This is a genomic window from Thioalkalivibrio sp. ALJ1, assembly GCF_000745395.1.
Taxonomy (GTDB): Bacteria; Pseudomonadota; Gammaproteobacteria; order Ectothiorhodospirales; family Ectothiorhodospiraceae; genus Thioalkalivibrio.
The window spans coordinates 390,001-409,700 of record NZ_KN050684.1; the positions used below are offsets into that span (position 1 = coordinate 390,001).

The 19,700-nt window shown below is 65.6% G+C and carries 22 protein-coding genes and 1 pseudogene (1 of these 23 running past the window's edge); 8 read left to right on the plus strand and 15 right to left on the minus strand.

The annotated features are described in order from the left end of the window. On the plus strand, positions 1-971 hold the 3' portion of the coding sequence (locus F462_RS04190) for an anhydro-N-acetylmuramic acid kinase (RefSeq protein WP_038051875.1). The gene continues 172 nt to the left of window position 1, outside the view; the window shows 971 of its 1,143 coding nt (coding positions 173-1,143); its start codon lies beyond the left edge, outside the window; it ends in the stop codon at positions 969-971. Positions 972-1,043: 72 nt separating this feature from the next. On the opposite strand, the gene erpA is transcribed toward F462_RS04190, so the two are convergent. The 4 genes from erpA to argC form a co-directional block, all read right to left on the minus strand. Further along, entirely contained in the window at positions 1,044-1,418 is a 375-nt protein-coding gene (erpA, locus tag F462_RS04195; protein ID WP_018142086.1) for an iron-sulfur cluster insertion protein ErpA, read from the minus strand. Positions 1,419-1,475: 57 nt separating this feature from the next. Beyond that, positions 1,476-1,919 carry a bactofilin family protein gene (locus tag F462_RS04200; protein ID WP_038051878.1) on the minus strand — a complete coding sequence of 148 codons (444 nt, stop codon included), beginning with the start codon at positions 1,917-1,919 and terminating at the stop codon, positions 1,476-1,478. Continuing rightward, entirely contained in the window at positions 1,916-2,557 is a 642-nt protein-coding gene (locus F462_RS04205) for a DUF6776 family protein (protein WP_208854154.1), read from the minus strand. The genes F462_RS04200 and F462_RS04205 overlap by 4 nt, the downstream gene beginning before the upstream one ends. Before the next feature lie 139 nt (positions 2,558-2,696). After that, entirely contained in the window at positions 2,697-3,749 is a 1,053-nt protein-coding gene (argC, locus tag F462_RS04210; protein ID WP_038051883.1) for an N-acetyl-gamma-glutamyl-phosphate reductase, read from the minus strand. Between the two features lie 93 nt (positions 3,750-3,842). Between argC and F462_RS04215 the strand changes: the two genes are divergently transcribed. Then, a complete protein-coding gene (locus tag F462_RS04215; protein ID WP_038051885.1) occupies positions 3,843-4,358 on the plus strand; it encodes a peroxiredoxin family protein in 516 nt (171 codons plus the stop codon). A 45-nt stretch (positions 4,359-4,403) separates the two neighbouring features. After that, positions 4,404-4,916: a CopD family protein gene (locus tag F462_RS04220; RefSeq protein WP_018142091.1), complete on the plus strand. Its 513-nt coding sequence runs from the start codon at positions 4,404-4,406 to the stop codon at positions 4,914-4,916. Positions 4,917-5,097: 181 nt separating this feature from the next. Here F462_RS04220 and ptsP read toward each other — a convergent pair whose 3' ends face one another. Then, positions 5,098-7,365: a phosphoenolpyruvate--protein phosphotransferase gene (gene ptsP, locus F462_RS04225; RefSeq protein WP_038051887.1), complete on the minus strand. Its 2,268-nt coding sequence runs from the start codon at positions 7,363-7,365 to the stop codon at positions 5,098-5,100. A 20-nt stretch (positions 7,366-7,385) separates the two neighbouring features. Continuing rightward, positions 7,386-7,946, minus strand: a complete 561-nt coding sequence (locus F462_RS04230) for an RNA pyrophosphohydrolase (protein ID WP_038051890.1) — start codon at positions 7,944-7,946, stop codon at positions 7,386-7,388. A 176-nt stretch (positions 7,947-8,122) separates the two neighbouring features. Here F462_RS04230 and F462_RS04235 point away from each other — a divergent pair, with 176 nt between their 5' ends. Continuing rightward, positions 8,123-8,806, plus strand: a complete 684-nt coding sequence (locus F462_RS04235; protein WP_038051893.1) for a histidinol-phosphatase — start codon at positions 8,123-8,125, stop codon at positions 8,804-8,806. A 325-nt stretch (positions 8,807-9,131) separates the two neighbouring features. On the opposite strand, the gene F462_RS04240 is transcribed toward F462_RS04235, so the two are convergent. Further along, a complete protein-coding gene (locus F462_RS04240) occupies positions 9,132-9,578 on the minus strand; it encodes a hypothetical protein (RefSeq protein WP_038051896.1) in 447 nt (148 codons plus the stop codon). Between the two features lie 82 nt (positions 9,579-9,660). Here F462_RS04240 and thiD point away from each other — a divergent pair, with 82 nt between their 5' ends. The 4 genes from thiD (at position 9,661) to F462_RS04260 (ending at position 13,360) form a co-directional block, all read left to right on the plus strand. Further along, a complete protein-coding gene (thiD, locus tag F462_RS04245; RefSeq protein WP_038051899.1) occupies positions 9,661-10,449 on the plus strand; it encodes a bifunctional hydroxymethylpyrimidine kinase/phosphomethylpyrimidine kinase in 789 nt (262 codons plus the stop codon). Further along, positions 10,439-11,083, plus strand: coding sequence for a thiamine phosphate synthase (gene thiE, locus F462_RS04250; protein WP_038051902.1), 645 nt, complete (start codon positions 10,439-10,441; stop codon positions 11,081-11,083). The genes thiD and thiE overlap by 11 nt, the downstream gene beginning before the upstream one ends. 88 nt (positions 11,084-11,171) lie before the next feature. Beyond that, positions 11,172-12,449 (plus strand): glutamate-1-semialdehyde 2,1-aminomutase, encoded by a 1,278-nt coding sequence (hemL, locus tag F462_RS04255; RefSeq protein ID WP_038051905.1) that lies wholly within the window; start codon positions 11,172-11,174, stop codon positions 12,447-12,449. A gap of 92 nt (positions 12,450-12,541) precedes the next feature. After that, complete coding sequence (locus tag F462_RS04260) at positions 12,542-13,360, plus strand: sulfite exporter TauE/SafE family protein (protein ID WP_038051908.1); 819 nt, start codon at positions 12,542-12,544, stop codon at positions 13,358-13,360. A 316-nt stretch (positions 13,361-13,676) separates the two neighbouring features. On the opposite strand, the pseudogene F462_RS14070 reads toward F462_RS04260, so the two are convergent. The 8 genes and pseudogenes from F462_RS14070 to F462_RS04295 form a co-directional block, all read right to left on the minus strand. After that, positions 13,677-13,882: pseudogene (locus F462_RS14070) on the minus strand (hypothetical protein). A gap of 223 nt (positions 13,883-14,105) precedes the next feature. Beyond that, on the minus strand, positions 14,106-15,047 hold the full coding sequence (locus tag F462_RS04265) for an AEC family transporter (RefSeq protein ID WP_018142100.1): 942 nt from the start codon (positions 15,045-15,047) through the stop codon (positions 14,106-14,108). Positions 15,048-15,246: 199 nt separating this feature from the next. Further along, complete coding sequence (trxA, locus tag F462_RS04270; protein ID WP_038051911.1) at positions 15,247-15,636, minus strand: thioredoxin; 390 nt, start codon at positions 15,634-15,636, stop codon at positions 15,247-15,249. Positions 15,637-15,693: 57 nt separating this feature from the next. Next, positions 15,694-16,296, minus strand: coding sequence for an LON peptidase substrate-binding domain-containing protein (locus F462_RS04275; protein WP_018142102.1), 603 nt, complete (start codon positions 16,294-16,296; stop codon positions 15,694-15,696). Then, positions 16,293-16,928 carry a flavin prenyltransferase UbiX gene (locus F462_RS04280; protein WP_038051914.1) on the minus strand — a complete coding sequence of 212 codons (636 nt, stop codon included), beginning with the start codon at positions 16,926-16,928 and terminating at the stop codon, positions 16,293-16,295. The genes F462_RS04275 and F462_RS04280 overlap by 4 nt, the downstream gene beginning before the upstream one ends. Further along, positions 16,925-18,313: a UDP-N-acetylmuramate:L-alanyl-gamma-D-glutamyl-meso-diaminopimelate ligase gene (mpl, locus tag F462_RS04285; protein WP_038051916.1), complete on the minus strand. Its 1,389-nt coding sequence runs from the start codon at positions 18,311-18,313 to the stop codon at positions 16,925-16,927. The genes F462_RS04280 and mpl overlap by 4 nt, the downstream gene beginning before the upstream one ends. Further along, positions 18,310-18,834: a hypothetical protein gene (locus tag F462_RS04290; RefSeq protein WP_038051918.1), complete on the minus strand. Its 525-nt coding sequence runs from the start codon at positions 18,832-18,834 to the stop codon at positions 18,310-18,312. The genes mpl and F462_RS04290 overlap by 4 nt, the downstream gene beginning before the upstream one ends. Continuing rightward, positions 18,831-19,619 carry an MlaA family lipoprotein gene (locus F462_RS04295; RefSeq protein WP_208854129.1) on the minus strand — a complete coding sequence of 263 codons (789 nt, stop codon included), beginning with the start codon at positions 19,617-19,619 and terminating at the stop codon, positions 18,831-18,833. Before F462_RS04295 ends, F462_RS04290 begins: the two co-directional genes overlap by 4 nt. Between the last annotated feature and the right edge of the window lie 81 nt (positions 19,620-19,700).

The following is a 19,700-nucleotide window of genomic DNA, read 5'->3' on the forward strand; positions in this document are numbered from 1 at the left end:
GCTACGAACAACTAGGCACGCTGGATGCACGCCTGGGCATTCTGTTTGCCGATGCCGTGCAGAGCCTGCTGAACCAGACCGGATTTGCGCCGGCGGCGATCCGTGCCATCGGCAGTCATGGCCAGACCGTGCACCACGCCCCCGGCTGCGAGCCGGCCTTCACCTGGCAGATTGGCGACCCGTTCCGGATCGCGGAGGCTACCGGCATCGACACCGTCGCCCAGTTCCGTCCACGCGATATCGCGGCCGGGGGAGAGGGCGCACCGCTGGCCTGCGGCTTTCACTCCGCCCAGTTCGGCACCCCGGACGAGTCACGAGCCATCCTCAACCTGGGGGGCATCGCAAACGTGACCTGGCTGCAATCGGGCCATCCCGTGGTCGGCTTCGACTGCGGCCCGGCCAACACCCTGATGGACGAATGGAATCGACGCCACCATCGCACCCCTTTTGATCGTGACGGGGCCTGGGCGCGCAGCGGCACCCCGGATTCGAAGCTGCTGCAACGACTGCTGGAAGACCCCTTCTTCCACCGCCCGCCACCCAAGAGCACCGGCCCGGAATATTTCTCGCCCGCCTGGCTGCGGACGTATGCCGGCGACGCACTGGACACGGCCCGGCCCGAAGATATTCAAGCCACTCTGGCAGAACTGACGGTTGAGGGCGTGCGGCGCGCCCTTGCAGCCGTCAGCGCCGCGCCACCCGACCGACTTCTGGTGTGTGGCGGCGGCGCTCACAACGAGTACCTGATGAAACGCCTGGCCCGAGCATTGCCAGACACCCGCGTAGAAACGACCGAGCGCTACGGCATTCCCCCGCAACAGGTGGAGGGCGCCGCGTTCGCCTGGCTGGCGGCCCGCACCCTGGCCGGTGAGCCCGGCAACCTGCCGGAGGTCACCGGCGCCCGCGGCCCGCGAATCCTTGGTTGCATCATCCCCGGCAGGCAGTGGTCCACGCCAACAAACCAAGGCTGACACCTCTACATAAAAAAGGCCCGACCCGGCACAAACCGGGTCGGGCCTTTAACTAGAACTGCAACGGTGGCGCTAGACGGAGAAGCTAGAGCCGCAACCGCAGGTGGTGGTGGCATTCGGATTGCGAATCACGAACTGCGCCCCCTCCAGCCCTTCGGAGTAGTCGATCTCGGCACCGGCCAGATACTGGAAGCTCATCGGGTCGATCAGCAGCGTCACCCCGCCATTCTCGACCACGGTGTCACCATCACCGACGGTTTCGTCGAAGGTGAAGCCGTACTGGAACCCGGAACAACCACCGCCGCTCACAAAGACACGCAGCTTCAGGTTGTCATTGTTTTCTTCCTCGATCAGCCCCTTCACCTTGGTGGCCGCCGCATCGGTAAAGATCAGCGGGCTGGGCATTTCGATGTCCATTTCCGCTTCGGACGTCATGGGCTCGGACATTCGGGGCCTCCTGTAATAATCATTTTCATTCACGCTACGGAAGACTGAGCCCCGGAGTCAAGAATGCTCATCTTCCGTAGGATTTGAGGCGTTGGACAGGGCCTGCGTCTCACCCGGACCCTCAAGCTCGCCCTCAAGCGGATGATCGACCCGCTTGAGCAGGCCGTCAATCTGCGCACCTTCCGCCATCTGCAGCACGGCGTAGTAGAGATTACCCGCCAGCCGGGCCGTCTCGCCCAACTCCACGTGCTCACCCACATGGACATCACCATGCACCTCTCCGTTCATCAGCAGGTGTGGCACAGCGACGTGACCCTCGACCATGCCCCCCTCCGCCACGATCAACACCGCGGCGGGATCCGTAGCCGCGCGGATATCCCCGACGATCCGACCCTCGACGTGTAGCCCGCCCCCGAACTCGACGTCGCCATGGATCACCGTGTTGCGCCCGACCAGGGTATCCACCTTGCTTGCGCGTCGGCCTCGTTTTCGTCCAATCATTGCACTCCCTCCAGCAGGCGATCCCAACCGGCGCCTTCGGAAACCGGCTCAAGATCGTCGTCGTCTTCGGCACTTGCGCTCAGCGTCAGGCGCCGTGGCTCGAAACCTTCCGGCAACTGGATGCGCACCCGATGGTTGTGCAGCAACCGCAACCCCTGCACGGTGCGATCGCCATCCAGCTCCAGGGCCTCGGCATCCAGCGTCGTGGTCTCTTCCTCACCCTCTCGGTAACCCTCTACCTCGAGGGTCCATTCCACATCCACCGAGCGGTTCAACCCCGGGCGGTAGAGCTGAAACAGCACGTCAAAGACCCCTGATTGCCCCGTGCGCTGCAACTGCAGTGACCGGATACCAAGGCCGTCCTCGCCCGAGCCCTCGGCCAACCGCCGATAAAACGCCAAGTCGTCACGCAACTCCAGAAGCTCGGCTTCCTGGCGTTCGATATCACCAGAAAAAGCCGCCACCTCGGCGGTCTTGATTTCCAATTGCTGCTCGGCACGTCGCAAGGCCTCTTCGGCCGCCTGACGCGCCGCAATCTCCGCCTCCAGGTTGTCGCGCAGGGCGTCGATACCCTGTTGCGGGTCCACCTCCACGGTATCGTCCGGAGGTCCGAGCGCGAACCAGACAACACCGGCCATCAGTACTGCAGCCAGCGCGCCACCCAGCAGTGCCAACAACCATCCGGACCCGCGGCGCCCGGACGTCCGCCGACGGGTCGGAATCCGTGGCCGGCGCGGCAGACGCGGGATACGGGAGCTCATATGGCCGATCCGTACATCAAGGGAAGACCGGCAGCCCATCAAGGCCGGCGGTCTCGGCCTGGCCAAACATCAAGTTCATATTCTGAACCGCCTGCCCGGCCGCACCCTTCACCAGGTTGTCGATCACCGATAGCACCATCAGACGCCCGGAATGTGGCGGCTGCGCCAACGCGATACGGCAAAGATTGGTGCCGCGCACGCTGGACGTCTGCGGATGCGCGCCCGCTGGAAGGACATCCACAAAGGGTTCCTCCCGGTAGCGGGCCTCAAGACAGGCCTGCCAGTCGGCGTCGGCGCGCGGACGCAAATAGAGCGTGGCATGGATACCGCGGGTCATCGGCACCAGATGCGGCTGGAAGATCAGCCCTACGTCCTGGCCGGCCACTCCGGCGAGCGTCTGGTGGATCTCCGGCCAATGGCGGTGTCCGCCACTAGCATAGGCACGAAAATCCTCCTGCACCTCGGCAAACAACCCGCCAATCTGCGCCTTTCGCCCGGCCCCGCTGACACCGCTCTTGGCGTCCGCAATCACGTCGTCAGGGTCAATCAGGCCCGCCTCCAGCAGTGGCAGCAGAGCCAGGGTCACCGCAGTGGGGTAACACCCGGGGACCGCAATCAGCCGCGCATCGCGGATCTTCACCCGGTTCAGTTCGGGAAGGCCGTACACCGCCTCGTCCAGATATTGTGGGGCCCCGTGCGCCTGACCGTACCACCGGGCCCATAGATCAGGGTCCTGGATTCGGAAATCGGCCGACAGGTCGATGATGCGAACGCCGCGTTCCAACAGAGGCGCCGCCAGCCCGTGCGCCACCCCGTGAGGCGTGGCAAAAAAGACGACGTCACAGCCGCCGAGGACGTCTTCATCCGGGGCCTGAAAAACCGCGTCGACCGCCCCGCGGAGGCTGGGGAAGAGTTCCGCCACCGGCGTACCGGCTGCGCCGCGCGAGGTCACCACCTGCAGGTCCGCGGCTGGATGGCGCGCCAACAGGCGCAGCAGCTCTACGCCGGTGTATCCGGTCGCACCGACAACCCCGATGCGGATAGGTTTGCTGTTGGTTGCATGTGTCATGCTGCGGCATGATACCGGCTTGGCTGATGCCACGGAACGCAGGGGCGTTCGGCCAGTCCATAACTGCAGCCTATTCGACGAACGGATCACACCATGAGCAAAGGCAGGATCGACCGCAAAGCCATCTTCGGAGGCATCTTCATTCTGGCGCTGGTTGCCATTGCTGCCAGCATCTGGCTCACCGACGACGGCATGCGCCCAGCGCCTGCGTTCGAAGCAACCACACTCGATGGCGAGCGGGTCGCCCTGGAGGACTACGAAGGCCGCCCGGTGATGATCTCGTTCTGGGCCACGAACTGTCCGTCCTGCGTACGCGAGATCCCGAAACTTGTTCACCTGCACGAGACCTACTCCGAAAAGGGTTTCGAGCTACTGGCGGTGGCGATGTCCTATGACCCGATCAACCGCGTGGAGTCGATGCGCGAAGATCGGGAAATGCCCTACAAGGTGATCCACGACAGCGACGAAGGCTTCTCTCAGGCCTACGGCGGGGTTCGCCTGACGCCCACGACCTTCCTGATCTCGCCGAGCGGGCGCATCGTTTACCAAAAGCTGGGTGATCCCGACTTCGAGCAGATCGAACGCCACCTGGAACGCTGGCTGTCGTAAACCACCTCGCGCAATGCCTCGCGCGGCCTGAAGAGAAGGACCTCCATGCAAGCCTATAACTGGCTCCTCAGCCTGCACGTCATCTTCATGGTTACGTGGTTCGCCGGGCTGTTCTATCTGCCACGGCTGTTCGTCTACCACGCCATGACGGAAGATGCCCTGGGCCACGAACGCTTCAAGGTCATGGAGCGCAAGCTGTTCTACGGGATCATGACCCCCGGGGCGCTGATTACCATCGCCTTCGGCGTCGCGATGCTCGTGGACCGTTCGTTTTACCTGGCCGAACCGTGGATGCACTTCAAGCTGACGCTGATCGCCATCCTGGTGGCCTACCACGTCTGGTGCGGCAAGATCGTGCGCGACTTCCGGGATGACCTGAACCGGCGCGATCACACCTGGTATCGCTGGTTCAACGAGATCCCGGTCCCGATCCTGGTGGGCGCAGTCGTATTGGTGATAAACCGCTCCATCCCGGATGCGCTGATTGCCCTAGGCGTGGTGCTCGGCATCTTCCTGCTGAGCGCCCTGATCGGTCTTTTTCGGGCACGCCGAACCTGAGGATAGGGATCATTGGTCATCGCGAGGCGCGCTGCGCCGCGACACCCCCAGGGCATGGCGTGCCCTGTGCACACAGTCGATTACCAAGCGGCGCCGGCAATGGCCGCCCCCAGTCAACACAATCAACGCGCCCCACGATGAGGCCAGGAGCCCATGCACGGCGACTTAATCGTCGGCGATTTCAGGTCTTGCCAGCGCGCACCAATCCGCCCAGGCCTGCCTGGACCAAGGCATTGTTCAGCAGCGAGCGGATCTGATCCGCGTTCTCCAGCAGCCGGCATTGGGCCAGAAGAGCCTCGGCGCGGTCCGTCGAGAAACTGCGGATCACCCACTTCACCCTCGGGATGGCGGAGACACTGACACTCAGGCTATCGATCCCCATCCCCAGCAGCAGGATCACCGCGGCCGGATCGGCCGCCATCTCCCCGCAGACGCTGACCGGCTTGCCCGCCCGGTGCGACCCGTCGGTGATGGTTTCCAGCGCATGGATACAGGCCGGGTGCAGGGTGTCGTAGAGATGCGCCACACGGGCGTTGTTGCGATCCACCGCGAGCAGGTATTGCACCAGGTCGTTGGTGCCAACAGAGAGAAAATCCACCCGCCGCGCCAACATCTCCGACATGTAGACCGCCGCGGGCACTTCCACCATCACGCCGACTTTCGGCATCGGGATGCGGAAGCCCTCGTCCAGCAGCTCTTCGCGCGCCCGGTTGAGCAGGGTCATCGCACCCTTCAGCTCATCCAGCGCCGAAATCATCGGGAACAGAATCTGCAGGTTGTCGTGGGAGCGGCTCGCCTTGAGCATCGCCCGCAGCTGGGTCAAGAAGATCTCCGGATGGTCCAGCGAGATACGGATACCGCGCCAGCCGAGGAACGGGTTGTCTTCCTTGACCGGGAAGTACGGCAAGGCCTTGTCGCCACCGATATCCAGAGTGCGCAGCGTCACCGGCATGGGATCGAAGGACGCCAGCACCTGATCGTACAACTGGACCTGCTCCTCCTCGCCGGGGAAGCGGTCGCGAATCATGAACGGGACCTCGGTGCGGTACAGCCCGACCCCCTCGGCACCCGACTCCAGTGAGGGTTTGATGTCCGCCAGCAGGCCGGAGTTGGCCAGCACCGGAACGGCCACGCCGTCCCGGGTCTCGGCCGGATCCTTGGCCAGCGCGCGCAGGTCTTCTGCCAGCTCGCGCTCCTCGCGCACCAGTCGTTCGAACTCCACCCGAAGCTCGGCATTGGGATTCACGAACAGGCGACCGCGATAACCGTCCACCAGGATCTCGCGACCCTCCAGACGGCCGACCGGCAACTCGGACACGCCCATCACGGCCGGGATATTCAAGGCCCGCGCCAGGATCGCGATATGCGAGGAACCAGTCCCCTTAGCCGAGACCATCGCGCCCAGTCGTTCGATCGGCACCTCCGCCAGATGCGAGGCCGTGAGATCGTCGCCCACCAGGATGCCGCCATCGGGAAACTCGTCCTGACTACGATCCGCTGGCAGCAAGTGCGACAGCACGCGGCGGCCAAGGTCGCGCACATCCGCCGCACGCTCGCGCAGGTACGGGTCCTCCATGTCCTCGAATACCCGCACGCTCTCGCGCACCGTGTCGCGCAATGCCGCTGGCGCCCACTGGCCGTTGTGGATGCGTGCCTCGGTCTTGTGCACCAACGAGTCCGATCCCAACAGCAATAGATAGGCATCGAACAGCACCTGCTCGTCCGGCCCCAGCGCCTCGCCCATGCGCTGCTTCAAATCCTCGATCTCGGTGCGCGTCTCCACGACCGCCTGCTTGAAATGCTCCAGCTCCTCTTCCACCCCGGAGCCTTCGCGATCGGGGATGGAATCGAGATCCGCCAGGCGATACGCCACCACGGCCTTGCCGATCGCCACACCCGGCGAACCGGCAATCCCGGTCGCCTCGACGTTCACGTGCCCAATCAACGGGGTCTCGGAAGAGATCTCGTCATTGAACTCGGCATAGGCAATCGCCCCGGCCAGCTGAGCGGCCAGCGTAATCAGGAAAGAGACATGCTCGTCATCGAATTTGCGCGCCTGATGCTGTTGCACCACGAGCACGCCGAGCAGGCTGCGCTGATGGATGATCGGCACACCCAGAAACGCCAGAAAATGTTCCTCGCCAGTCTCCGGGAAATAGCGAAAGCGCGGGTGATCCTGGGCGCTATCCAGGTTGACCGGCTCGGCGCGTGAGGCCACTAGCCCCACAAGACCCTCTGACGGGTCCATCTCGACCTGTCCGACCGACTCCGAGCGCAGCCCCTCGGAAGCCATCAGCACCAGACGCCCGGACTGCGGCGACTTCAGATAGATCGAGCAGACGTCGATCTCCAGCGCCGCCTTCACCCGCGTCACGATGATATGCAGCGCTTCGAAGAAATCCGCCGCGCCATTCACCTCCTGCACCACGCGGCGCAGGACCTCGAGCATCGACGGCTGCTTCGGGACCGTCAACGCGACGACACCGACGAGCGGTTCAGCGAAGGTGCCGGACCGCGATTACCGGAGCGGCTTGCGCGCCCCTGATCCAGCTCGGGGAACATCAGCGGTACCAGTTCGCAAAGGGCACGGCGATAGACCTGGCGCTTGAAGTGCACCACCTCGCGCGCCGGGCGCCAGTAGTCGATCCAGCGCCAGTCATCGAATTCCGGGGTTTCCATTGCATCCAGCACCACGTCGTCCTCTTCTCCGACCATGCGCAGCAAGAACCAGCGCTGCTTCTGGCCGATGCAGACGGGCCGCCGGTGCCGCCGAACCATCCGTTCCGGAAGCCGGTAGCGCAGCCAATGGCGGGTGCTCCCGAGCACCTCGACGTGCCGGTGTAACAGGCCGGTCTCCTCGCGCAACTCGCGGAACATCGCCTCTTCCGGCGTTTCTTCCGCGTTCACGCCCCCCTGGGGGAACTGCCAGGCCTCCTGACCGACCCGCTTGCCCCAGAACAGCTGTTTTTCCGCGTTGCACAGGATGATGCCTACGTTTGCGCGATACCCGTCACAATCAATCACTTGCATCAGCCAGACGCTTTTCTATTACTGGCATTGTTCCACAGCAACAGTATCGGCGGCAAAGCCCCTACCGCGCCTCCGGTGCCGGCCCGGCAAGACACCGATCCATGGGCACACGGCTGCAGCCCACAACGCCCACCGGTACACTCCAGCACGTCCCAAACCAATTCGAGAGCACCGTCATGGCCCTGGCCCTTTTCGATCTCGACAACACCCTGCTCGCCGGTGACAGCGATCACGCCTGGAACCAGTTCCTGGCAGAGGTCGGCGCCGTCCATCCAACCTGTCATGCCGAGACCAACGACCGCTTCTACCATGAGTATGTGGCCGGCACCCTCGACATCCACGAGTTCTGTCGCTTCGCGTTCAGTCCGCTGGCAGAGCACCCGCGCGCTCAGCTGGAGGACTGGCGAGAACGTTTCATCGACACCCTGATTCGGCCGATGATCGCCCCCGGTGCCGCCGGCCTGCTGGAACGACATCGCGAGGCTGGAGACGAGCTGGTCATTATCACCGCCACGAACCAGTTCGTTACCCAACCGATCGCCGACATCCTGGGGGTCGACCACCTGATCGCTACGCTGGCGGACGAGGACGAGAACGGACAGTTCACCGGCGAGCTCACCGGCGTGCCCTGCTTTCAGGAAGGCAAGATCGAGCGCCTGCGCCAGCACCTCGCGGATCATTCCGATCCCGAAGTCCACATCGCGCAGGCCAGCTTCTACAGCGACTCGCGCAACGATATCCCCCTACTGGAACAGGTCGGCCGCCCGGTGGCCGTGGATCCGGACCCCACCCTCGCGGAACATGCCCGCAACAAGGGCTGGCCGGTCATCTCGCTGCGCGACCCCGACAGCACGGCATAAGGCGACACCGGACGCTCGCGCCCTTGGCAAGGTGAGCCGATTTCACCACGAAGCACACGAAGAAAATCAAAGAAGGTTCGGGGGATCGAATTGATTGGACCGAGCGAAGGGTACAAGCCGCGCCCTCGGCCGCGTTACCTGCACACACCCCCAGAAACCATCAGCCGCCAGCCCCCAGCGAAAACGCTCAATCTTCTCCGCGTCCTCGGTGCGCTCTGTGGAGCAGACACCCTGCGCCCTTTCTTCGTGTCTTCGTGCGCTTCGTGGTGCAACCGCACTTGACCTTTACAGTGCTGATGCAGCCTGGCGCGCAAGGCGATCCGCGTTACTCAAAGACCGCCGCGATCTGCGCCAGGCGCTGGCCGGCCGGGGTATCCCCCTTGCCGGCGGCCACGACCGCATCTCGGTAGCCGGTCACCAGTTCCGGCACCACCGCCACCACCTGCTTGCGGCGCAGCCGGGCCGCGCCGGATACCGGCCAGGTGGCGCGGAAGTCGCAGTTATCCAGCGCATCGCAGACCCACAGGCTCCATTCGTGACGGGTCACGTCGATCTCGTGCTGGCGAATCACCAACCGATAGACATGCTCGGCGTTCATATCCGCCATACCCACGCCCGGCCCGACATGCTCCACCTGCAGCTCGGCAGCGATCCGGTTGATCTCCTGCTCCAGCGCGGTCAGGGCCCGGTCTACCTCCGCGTTCAACGTACCGCCGGACTTGGCGGCGGCGGCCAGGGGACGGAGGGACTCGACTTCGAACTCGTGGCTCATGCTGCGTACACTCCCGGGATTCGGAACAGGAACGCCCCGGGGTGCCGGGGCGCGCGCAACCTTAGCACGGGAGCCCCCATTCATGAATCATCCCCCGATCGCGCTGACCATTGCCGGCTCCGATCCCGGCGGTGGCGCGGGCCTGCAGGCCGACCTGACCACCTTCACCCGCCTCGGCGTCCACGGGGCCACGGCAGTGACCGCGATCACCGTGCAGGACACCCGCAACGTGGTGGACTTCACCGTGCTGCCGCCGGAGCAACTGCGCGCCCAAATCGAAGTCACCCTGGCCGACCTCAAGGTGGCGGCGATCAAGATCGGTATGCTGGGTTCGGTCGATAACGTCTCGTCGGTGTCCGCCCTGCTCGCCGCGCACCCGCATATCCCGGTGGTGCTGGACCCGGTCATGGTCGCCGGCGGCGGCGGGGCCCTAGCCACCGAGGCCGTGGTCGACGCCACCCGCGAAACCCTTCTGCCGCGCGCGACCCTGATCACCCCGAACGGCCCGGAGGCGGCCCGCCTCGCCCGCACCGAGGACGCCGCGCAATGGGGAGAACGACTGCGTCAGCTGGGCGCCCTTAACGTGCTGGTCACTGGTGGCCACGCGGGAAGCGAGGATGACCCAATCATCAACCACCTGTATCGCGAGGACGGGCACATGCGTCCCTTCGAACTGCCGCGCCAGCCAGCGGGCTACCATGGTTCCGGCTGCACCCTGGCCGCGGCGATCGCAGCGTTCCTGGCGCGTGGCCGCGACCTGGAACCCGCGGTGATCGAAGCCCAGGCGTTCATGAACGACGCAGTCGCCCGTGGCTACGCCCCGGGTCGTGGCCAGCACGTCCCCAACCGGCTGTGTCCCAATGGCGACTAAGACCCACTTCCCCCTGCGCGGGCTCTACTTCATCACCCCGGCGGTGCCCGAGGGCATGGACGCGCCCACTGCCCACCTTGGACATGCCGGTGCCGCGCTACGCGGCGGTGCATCCCTGATCCAGTTCCGCGACAAAACCCTGGTGGGCGATGAACGCGAGGCGATTGCCCGCGCACTGGTCGCCCTCGCCCACGCGCATGACGCGCGTTGCATCATCAACGACGACACCGAGCTGGCCGCCCGCGTCCAGGCCGACGGTGTTCACCTGGGGCGCGACGACCCGGACCCGGCGGCCGCGCGCCACCGCCTCGGTCCCGACGCGGTGATCGGCGTGTCCTGCTACAACGAACTGGAGCGCGCACGGGCCGCGCAGGCCGCCGGCGCCAGCTATGTCGCCTTCGGGACGATGTTCCCGTCCCCGACTAAGCCTGAGGCCGCACACGCCGGGCCGGACCTGATCCGACAGGCCCACTCCAAGCTAGCTCTACCGATCTGCGCGATCGGCGGGATCACCCCGGAAAATGCGGGCGAGGCCGTCGCCGCCGGAGCGGATCTTGTCGCGGTCATCCAGGGCGTCAGCGCCGCGCCCGATCCGGAGGCGGCCGCGCAACGGATAAGCGCGCTATTCGACTGATCCTTTGCACCCGATCGCGGCCACCGCTAAGGTTGCCGGGCTTACCAATCCCATCGATCACGAACCCAGCGAAAACAGGAACACCGTCATGCAGGAAACCGAGCGTCTGTTCGAGGCCGCCAAGCAGCACATCCCCGGGGGCGTGAACTCCCCGGTCCGCGCGTTCAAGGGCGTGGGCGGCACCCCGATCTTCATGGACCGCGCCGACGGCGCCTACATGTGGGACGCTGACGGCCAGCGCTACATCGACTACATCGGCTCCTGGGGCCCGATGGTCGCCGGCCACGCCCACCCCGAGGTGATCGAGGCGGTGCGCGAGGCCTGCAACAACGGCCTGTCCTTCGGCTGCCCGACCCGGCTGGAAAACGACATGGCCGCGAAGGTCTGCGAACTGGTGCCGTCGATGGACCTGGTGCGCATGACCAACTCGGGCTCCGAGGCGACCATGAGTGCGATCCGGCTGGCGCGCGGCTACACCGGGCGCGACCGCATCGTGAAGTTCGAGGGCAACTACCACGGCCATGGCGACTCGCTGCTGGTGAAGGCCGGCTCCGGCGCCCTGACCCTCGGCCAGCCGAGCTCCCCCGGCGTACCGAAGGAGCTGGCCGCACTGACCAGCACCCTCACCTACAACGACCCGGACGGCGTGCGCGCCTTCTTCGCCGAGAAGGGCGACGAGGTCGCCTGCATCATCGTCGAGCCGATCGCCGGCAACATGAACTGCATCCCGCCCGAAACGGGCTTTCTGGAAACCCTGCGCGAGGTCTGTGACCAGCACGGCGCGGTGCTGATCTTCGACGAGGTGATGACCGGCTTCCGCGTGTCGAAGAACTGCGCCCAGGGCTATCTCGGCGTCACCCCGGACCTGACCACGCTGGGCAAGATCATCGGCGGCGGCATGCCGGTGGGGGCCTTCGGCGGCAAGCGCGCGATCATGGAACACCTCTCGCCGCTGGGCCCGGTCTACCAGGCCGGCACCCTGTCCGGAAACCCGATCGCGATGACCGCCGGGCTCAAGACCCTGGAGATCCTGTCGCGTCCGGGCTTCCACGGCGAACTGGAGCAGCGCACGAAAAAGGTCGTCGCGGGCTTCGAGGACGCCGCGCGCGAGGCCGGGGTCGCCCTGACCACCAACCAGGTGCCGGGCATGTTCGGCCTGTTCTTCTCGGACCAGAAAGTCACCGACTTCGCCGGGGCCACCGCCTGCGACACCGCCGCCTTCGGTCGCTTCTTCCACGCGATGCTGGGCGAGGGCATCTACCTGGCCCCTAGCGCCTTCGAGGCCGGCTTCATGTCCAACGCCCACTCGGACGCGGACCTCGACGCCACCATCGAGGCCGCCCGCAAGTGCTTCAAGGCGCTCTGAGCGCGCTTTCTCCCCCCTGAACAGTGGGTCCGGCAACCCCAGCGGCTTGCCGGCCCACTGTGTCCTGACTCACGACCCGGCACCACGCACGAATGATCGACACGCTCATCCAGTCACCGTTGGCGCTGGGGCTGCTATTTGTGCTTCTGGGGCTGGTCGCCGGTATCCCGGCCGGGATGTTCGGCATTGGCGGCGGGCTGATCCTGGTGCCGGTGTTCGTCGCGATCTTCAGCCTGCTGGCCTTCGACTCGGCCAGCCTGGTGCAGCTCGCGGTCGGCTCCTCGCTGGGCGCGATCATCCCCACCGCGATCCTGTCGGCCCGCGCCCACCACCGCCGCGGCGGGGTGGACGGCACGGCCGTGCGGCGCCTGCTGCCGGGGATCATCGTCGGGGCCCTGCTCGGGGCCTGGCTGGCCACGCGCATCGACTCCGACCACCTGGGGCGCATCTTCGGCGCCTTCGAGGTCGCGATCGGCATCTGGATGCTGCTCAACGTTCAGCCGCCGAAGGCGCCCGTGCCCCGACGCAGCGTCTGGCTGGGCGGCGGCACCGTGATCGGGGCCGTCTCCGCGCTGATCGGCATCGGCGGCGGCACGCTGACCACGCCGTTCCTGGTCAGCCAGGGGCTGGAACTACGCCGGGCGATCGGCTCCGCCGCGGCCCTCGGCGTGCCGATCTCCATCGGCGCGAGCCTGGTGTTCGCCCTGCCGCAGTGGACCGATCCGGCCTACCAGGCGCCTGAGTGGGCGCTGGGCTATCTCTATCTCCCGGCCATCCTCGGCGTGGTGATCGGGACCGCCATCAGCGTGCGCGCAGGTGTCTGGCTCACTCATCACCTGCCCGTGGCCATCCTCCGCCGTGGCTTCGCCGGCGTGCTGATCCTCGCCGGCATTCTGATGCTCCTGCGCTAGCCCAAATTCCTCAGCGCTCCCCCCGTGCGAGAACGGGCGCTTGTGCCATGGCGGTAGCTAGACCTGTCTCGCAACTCGGTGTTTATACGGTGCCTTCGGTCCGACGCCTGCCATGTTGTGGCTGGTCCTGGATTGGGCTCCGTGTTTACGGTGCCTTCGGTCCACGTACTGCCTGGCGCTGACTCGCCAGCGCGCCCCGAGGTCCTTTCTTGCTTGCCCAAGAAAGGACCCAAAGAAGGGCACCCGGATTTCGCCCGGGAACCTCGCTCCAGGGCTCTCGGGCCGGCGGCGCTGAACTCGCTACGCTGCGCTTCGCTCAGACATCCAGCGCCTTCTTCCGGCCCGAGAACCCTTCCGCAAGGGGCTCCATACGGGAGGCGAAGGTCAAGACAGAAGGTATTCCTGCCCCACGAAACAACAATGGGCCCTGCCGCCTGAAAGCCCCCGGCGCCCGCTCGCGGGCGCGGCACGCCATGGCCGCAGGCCGAGCGCGCCCAAGATGTCCGAAGACCCAGCCTTCATCCATTACCACGAACCTGTGGATCGCCGTTGTCTTGACCTTGATCCCCCCGTTTTCGTCGCGCCGAGCGGAGAGGGTTTTCGCGGGAGAAGAGGCGCTGGATGTCTGAGCGGAGCCGAAGGCGTAGCGAGTTCAGCGCCGGGCAGTATGCGGACCGAAGGCACCGTAAACACGGAGCCCAATCCAGGACCAGCCACAACCAGACGGCGGGGAAAGCCCCAAAGGTCAGGCGATTAGATGGGTGGCGAGGGCGAACCACAGCGGCAGGGTGATCAGCGACAGCGCCGTGGTCAGCGTGACCGCGGCCGCGTAAAGGCCGGTATCGAGGCGGAAGCGATCGCAAAAGACCAGCCCCAGGACCATCGCCGGCATCGCCGCCTCCAGCACCGACCCGACACCGGGCACCCCCTCAAGGCCGGTCCACAGCACCAACCCCAGCGCGAAGACGGGGGCCAGGATCAACTGCACGACCGCCACGACCGCCAGCGGGCGGGCATCCCGACCCCGAAAGCGGTTGAAGACCAGCGCCAGACCCAGCGAGAACAACATCAAGGGCGCCACGCTATCGGCGAGGAATCCGAGAAAGACATCCAGCCAATCCAGCAACGGGACGCCGGCCAGATTCAGGGACACGCCCACCACCGCCGCCCAGATCGACGGGACCGCCGCCAGGCCGCGCAACGGGCTCCCGCCACCATAGAGGCGCACCGCTTCGGGATCGCCGTAGCGCCGCGCCAGGAGCACACCCAGCGTGAGTACCAGTGGCAGGCAGGCAAACAGGTCGTACTGGATTGCGACGGCGCGACCGGCCTCGCCAAACAGGCTGTCCAGCACCGGGAGCCCGAGATAGGTGGCATTGGGCCAGGCAGCCGCCAGCAACATGGCGCCGATCGCCGCCCGCTCGGCCATGCAGACCCGACAGGCGAGCAGGGTAACGCCCACCATGGCTAGCACCGTGAGGCCGGCGACCAGAGCGATACGCAGGGAATCGAGCCCCAGTGGCGCGACCCAAAGCACCTGCAGGACCAGTGCGGGTAGCAGGAGATAGTAGACCAGAGTGGTCAGGACCCGCCGGGTGGTATCGGCATCCAGACCACCGGGCTGCAGGGCCCGCCAGACCACGCCAGCGACAATCAAGGCCCCCATCTGGGTCATCACGGTCAGCATGATCGGCGTGCATCCTTTCGCGGCTGAGACAGGGTGGCGGGTTCCGTTGGGGTACGAAGGGGATATCCGTCCCGCAAGGCGTCATTCTACGAGGGTAGCCCGCACCCCACACGCAAAAACCCGGCGAGCGCGAGGCTCGACCGGGTTTGGTGGCGCAGGGAACGTCGCCCTGCGCGGGAGTGCAGCGGTGCGGGTTCGCTTACGCGGCGCCGCCGGCCTGCTCCTGTTCCTGCTGCTGGCGAGCGACATCGGCGCGGACCTGCTCCATGTCCAGCTCGCGCACCTTGCCCAGCACCTCGTCCAGCTGACCGGCAGAGAGCACGCCCGGCTGCGAGAACACGATGATCTGTTCGCGGAAGATCATCAGGGTCGGGATGGAACGAATCTGGAAGGCACCCGCGATGCCCTGCTCCTCATCCGTGTTGATCTTGGCGAAGACCACGTCGGCGTGCTTTTCCGAGGCCTCTTCGAAGGTCGGGGCGAACTGCTGGCACGGCCCGCACCAGGGGGCCCAGAAGTCCATGATGACGATGTCATTCCCGGTAATGGTGGATTCGAAGTTGTCCTGCGTGAGTTCCTGAACGGCCATGGTAGAGGCTCCGGTTAAGAATTTGATCCGAAACCTTAACAGCCCCGTCTCAGGGTTTCAGGATTTCGATGCTGCGAGCATGGCCGCTCGCAGGCGCTCCAGGCGCTCGATCGGGTCGTCTGCTTCCAGCAGTTGCTGCTTGACCTCGAGATCGATGGGGAGCAGTTCGGTCAGACGCGCCGCTACCCACGTGGAGTCGTCGAAACGGCGCTCGAGATGCGACCAGGGCGTGCCCAGCTGGTCCAGCAACCGCTCCAGAAGATCCGCCAGCGAGGCGTAATCGACCGGAAGACTCACCTCGGGATACTCCTGCAGGGGCTCCACATCGCCCAGCCACAGGCCGTCGTCGGCGCGCCGGGCATTCTCGATCACGCGGCGCCCCTCACCCTTGACCAGGATGCCCAGCAAGCCATCGGGACGTTGATCCCAGTCCACGATGACCGCCTCGGTACCCACGCCGTGGAAGCCCACGGAGGGATCGGTCTCGGACGGGGGTCCGCCGGACTCGGGTTGCGGTTCGGTGGCGACGATGACAAAGCGGCCATCGTCACGCAGGCAACGCCGGACCATGTCCAGGTAGCGAGTCTCGAAGATCCGCAGGGGCAGCAGCCCCTCGGGGAACAATACCGTGTTCAGCGGAAACAACGGCAACGTTGTCATGCATCCTCTCCCGGCATCGGTGCCGCGCCCCAGCGCGGTACCAGCGCGTGCTCGACGTCGAGGTGATCCAGCACCCGCGCCACCATGAAATCGACCAGGTCGTCGATGGACTGCGGCCGATGGTAGAACGCCGGATTCGCCGGCATCACCACCGCACCCATGCGCGCCAGGCGCAGCATATTCTCCAGGTGGATCTCGGAGAAAGGCGTCTCACGCACCACCAGCAGGAGCTTGCGGCGCTCCTTCAGGACGACGTCGGCGGCGCGCTCGATCAACCCGCGCGAGGCGCCGGTCGCGATCGCCGACACAGTTGCGGTCGTACAAGGGCACACCACCATCGCCTCCGGAACGGCCGAGCCACTGGCCACCGGCGCAGTCCACTGTTCGGCGCCATAGCAGTGGATCTGCTCGGGGGCTGCCTGATAGCGCTCGCTGAAGTAGCGCGCGATCTCCACCGGGCGTCCTGGCACTTCGAGATCGGTCTCCAGACCCAGCACCACTTGGGCCGGCTTCGACAGCATCAAGTGCACCTGGACCCCGGCCTCGACCAAACACTGCAACAGACGCAGGCCATAGGGCGCACCGGAGGCCCCGGTCAGGGCCAGAGAGATGCTGCGCGGGCGTTCGTTCATACGGGGGTTCCCTGCAGGGCATCAATCAGGCGCACATGCAACCCATCGAAGCCTCCGTTGCTCATGATCACCAGCGTATCGCCGGAGCGCACCGTGGCAAGAATCCCTTGCAACAGGGACTCGATATCGTGCGCCACAACCAGGTCTTCACCCAGTTGCTGCTGCAAGACATCAGTCGACCAGTCGATCTCGGGGGCATGGTAAAGGTGCACGGCATCGGCCTGGGCCAGAGCCGCGCCCAGCGCATCGGCATGCACCCCCATACGCATGGTGTTGGAACGCGGCTCCAGGATCGCCACCAGGCGGCCACCGGGTACGACCTGGCCGCGCAGCCCCTCCAGCGTCAGACGGATCGCGGTGGGGTGATGGGCGAAGTCGTCGATCACCCGGACACCATCGATCTCGGCGCGCAGCTCCTGGCGTCGACGCACACCCAGAAAGCCGGGCAGCGCCGCAATCCCGGTCGTCAGCGGTACACCGGCGTGACGCGCCGCGGCCAGCGCGGCCAGGGCATTCGACAGGTTGTGCTGCCCGGTCAACGACCAGTCCACCCGGCTCTGCACCACGCCATCGGCCAGGACCTCAAAGGCCGAGGCCTCGGGGTTCAGGGCGCGCGCGGCCAGCGCGGTGGGTGCGCCGGGATCCGGATCGGTACTCAGACGCTCCACCGGCGTCCAGCAGCCCATCTCCAACACTCGCTCCAGCGCCGCGTCGGCGGATGGCATCAGAATGCGCCCCTGCCCTGGCACCGTGCGCACCAAGTGGTGAAACTGACGCTCGATAGCGGCCAGGTCGGGGTAGATGTCGGCATGGTCAAACTCGAGATTGTTCAGAACCAGGGTGCGCGGTCGGTAGTGCACGAACTTGGCGCGCTTGTCGAAAAAAGCACTGTCGTACTCGTCAGCCTCGATCACAATGAACGGGCTCTCGCCCAGGCGTGCGCTAACCCCGAAATTGCCCGGCACGCCACCGATCAGGAAGCCGGGACTCATCCCCGCGTACTCCAGGATCCAGGCGAGCAGGCTGGCGGTGGTGGTCTTGCCGTGGGTACCAGCGACGGCCAGGACCCAGCGATCGCGGAGGATGTGTTCGGCCAGCCACTGCGGGCCCGAGGTGTAGTCCAGCCCGCGATCCAGCACCGCTTCGACAATCGGCATGCCGCGACGCATCACGTTGCCGACCACGACCGGACCCAGCTCTGGCAGCGTCTCCGGGTCGTGCCCTTCATGATAGGGAATCCCCGCCTGCTCGAGCTGATCGCTCATGGGCGGGTACAGCTTCTGATCGGAGCCGGTGACCGCGTAACCTTGCGCCCGTGCCAGTTGGGCAAGACCGCCCATGAAGGTGCCGCCGATACCGAGAACATGCAAGTGCCGGCTGCTCACTGAAACAGTCCAATCGCGGTCTGGGTCAGCACGCTGGAGACCACCACGTAGCCCAGCGCAAGCAGCATCCCGACCAAGCGCAGGCCGAGCCCCAGCGCCTGCTGCAGAATGTGACCGAACACCAGCAACAGCCAGGCGAGCAGGGTCAGCATCCCCAGTACGACGCCGGTCGCGATGTCCTCGGGCTCCCGCCCAGGATCCGGGCCGCCCATGAACAGCATCAACAACGCCATCAACAGGCCCAGAATCGCCCCGGTCCCGGCCATCGCGGTAAAGGTCTGGCGCAGACGATCGGGCACGCCCCGGATGGTCAGCACGATGGCAACAAAAGCGTACAGGACCGCCAGGTCCATCACGTTCAGCGCGAGGGCCTGGCCAAAGCCATACAGGGGTATCCCGACCACCATGCCGGCAATCAGGGCAATGCCGACCCAGAAGATCAGCGTCCCGCTATCCGCCGGAAGGTCCTGCGGGCCGGCGCGCAGTCGCAAGATGTTGAATATCGTGAAGACGCCGCTCAAAGCCCTCCCTCCTCGGCCTCCATCGCCTCCAGGGCCTCGAGTTCCTCCAGCTCGTCCAGCATGGCATCGGCCTCTTCGTCCGACATGCCATCGCGCACGAGGAAGTCGCGGCGCTGCAGGTAGCCCTGGCGCATCGCGATGTAGGGGTCATCGGAAAGCTGAGCCAACATGCGCTCGGTGGGGATCAGACCGGCCCGCATGTCGATCACATCCAGCGCGATCAGGCCGGCCCACCAGCCCGAGTGATCGTCGCGCAAATTGGTGTGGTATAGCGGACTCACGTACCCGTCCACCAAGCGAGCGGGCGCATCACGGGCCGTGCTCGGACCCAGGAACGGGAGCTGGAGGTAGGGCCCACGGGCAACACCCCAGGCCCCCAGGGTCTGCCCGAAGTCCTCGTTGTTCTTGTCGAGGCCCATCGGCGAGGCGACATCAATCAACCCGAACACCCCGAAAGTGGTGTTGAAAAGCAGGCGACCGGTGTCGGACGCCGCGTTCTCCAGATTACCCTGCAGCAGGTTGTTGAACAGCACCACCACGTCATTCAGGTTGGAGAAGAAATTCCCGACCCCGGTCTGCACCGGCTGCGGCAAACGCTGGTACTGCACGGCGGCGGGGCGCAACAAGGACTCGTCAAAATCCTGATTGAACTCAAAAACCGCTCGGTTGTAGGACTCCCATGGGTCGTCGGGATGACGGTCCTCGCTGGGTACTGTCGCACAGCCGGTCAGGCCCAGGACCACCAGGGCCGGAAGGCCCATTCGCAAGCGGGAGACAACAGACATGTGATTCCTTTTTCTGAGCGGGTCACCGGGCGGCCAGGACGGCGGCATGCCAGGTGGTGGAACCGTGATCCTGGAGGGGCG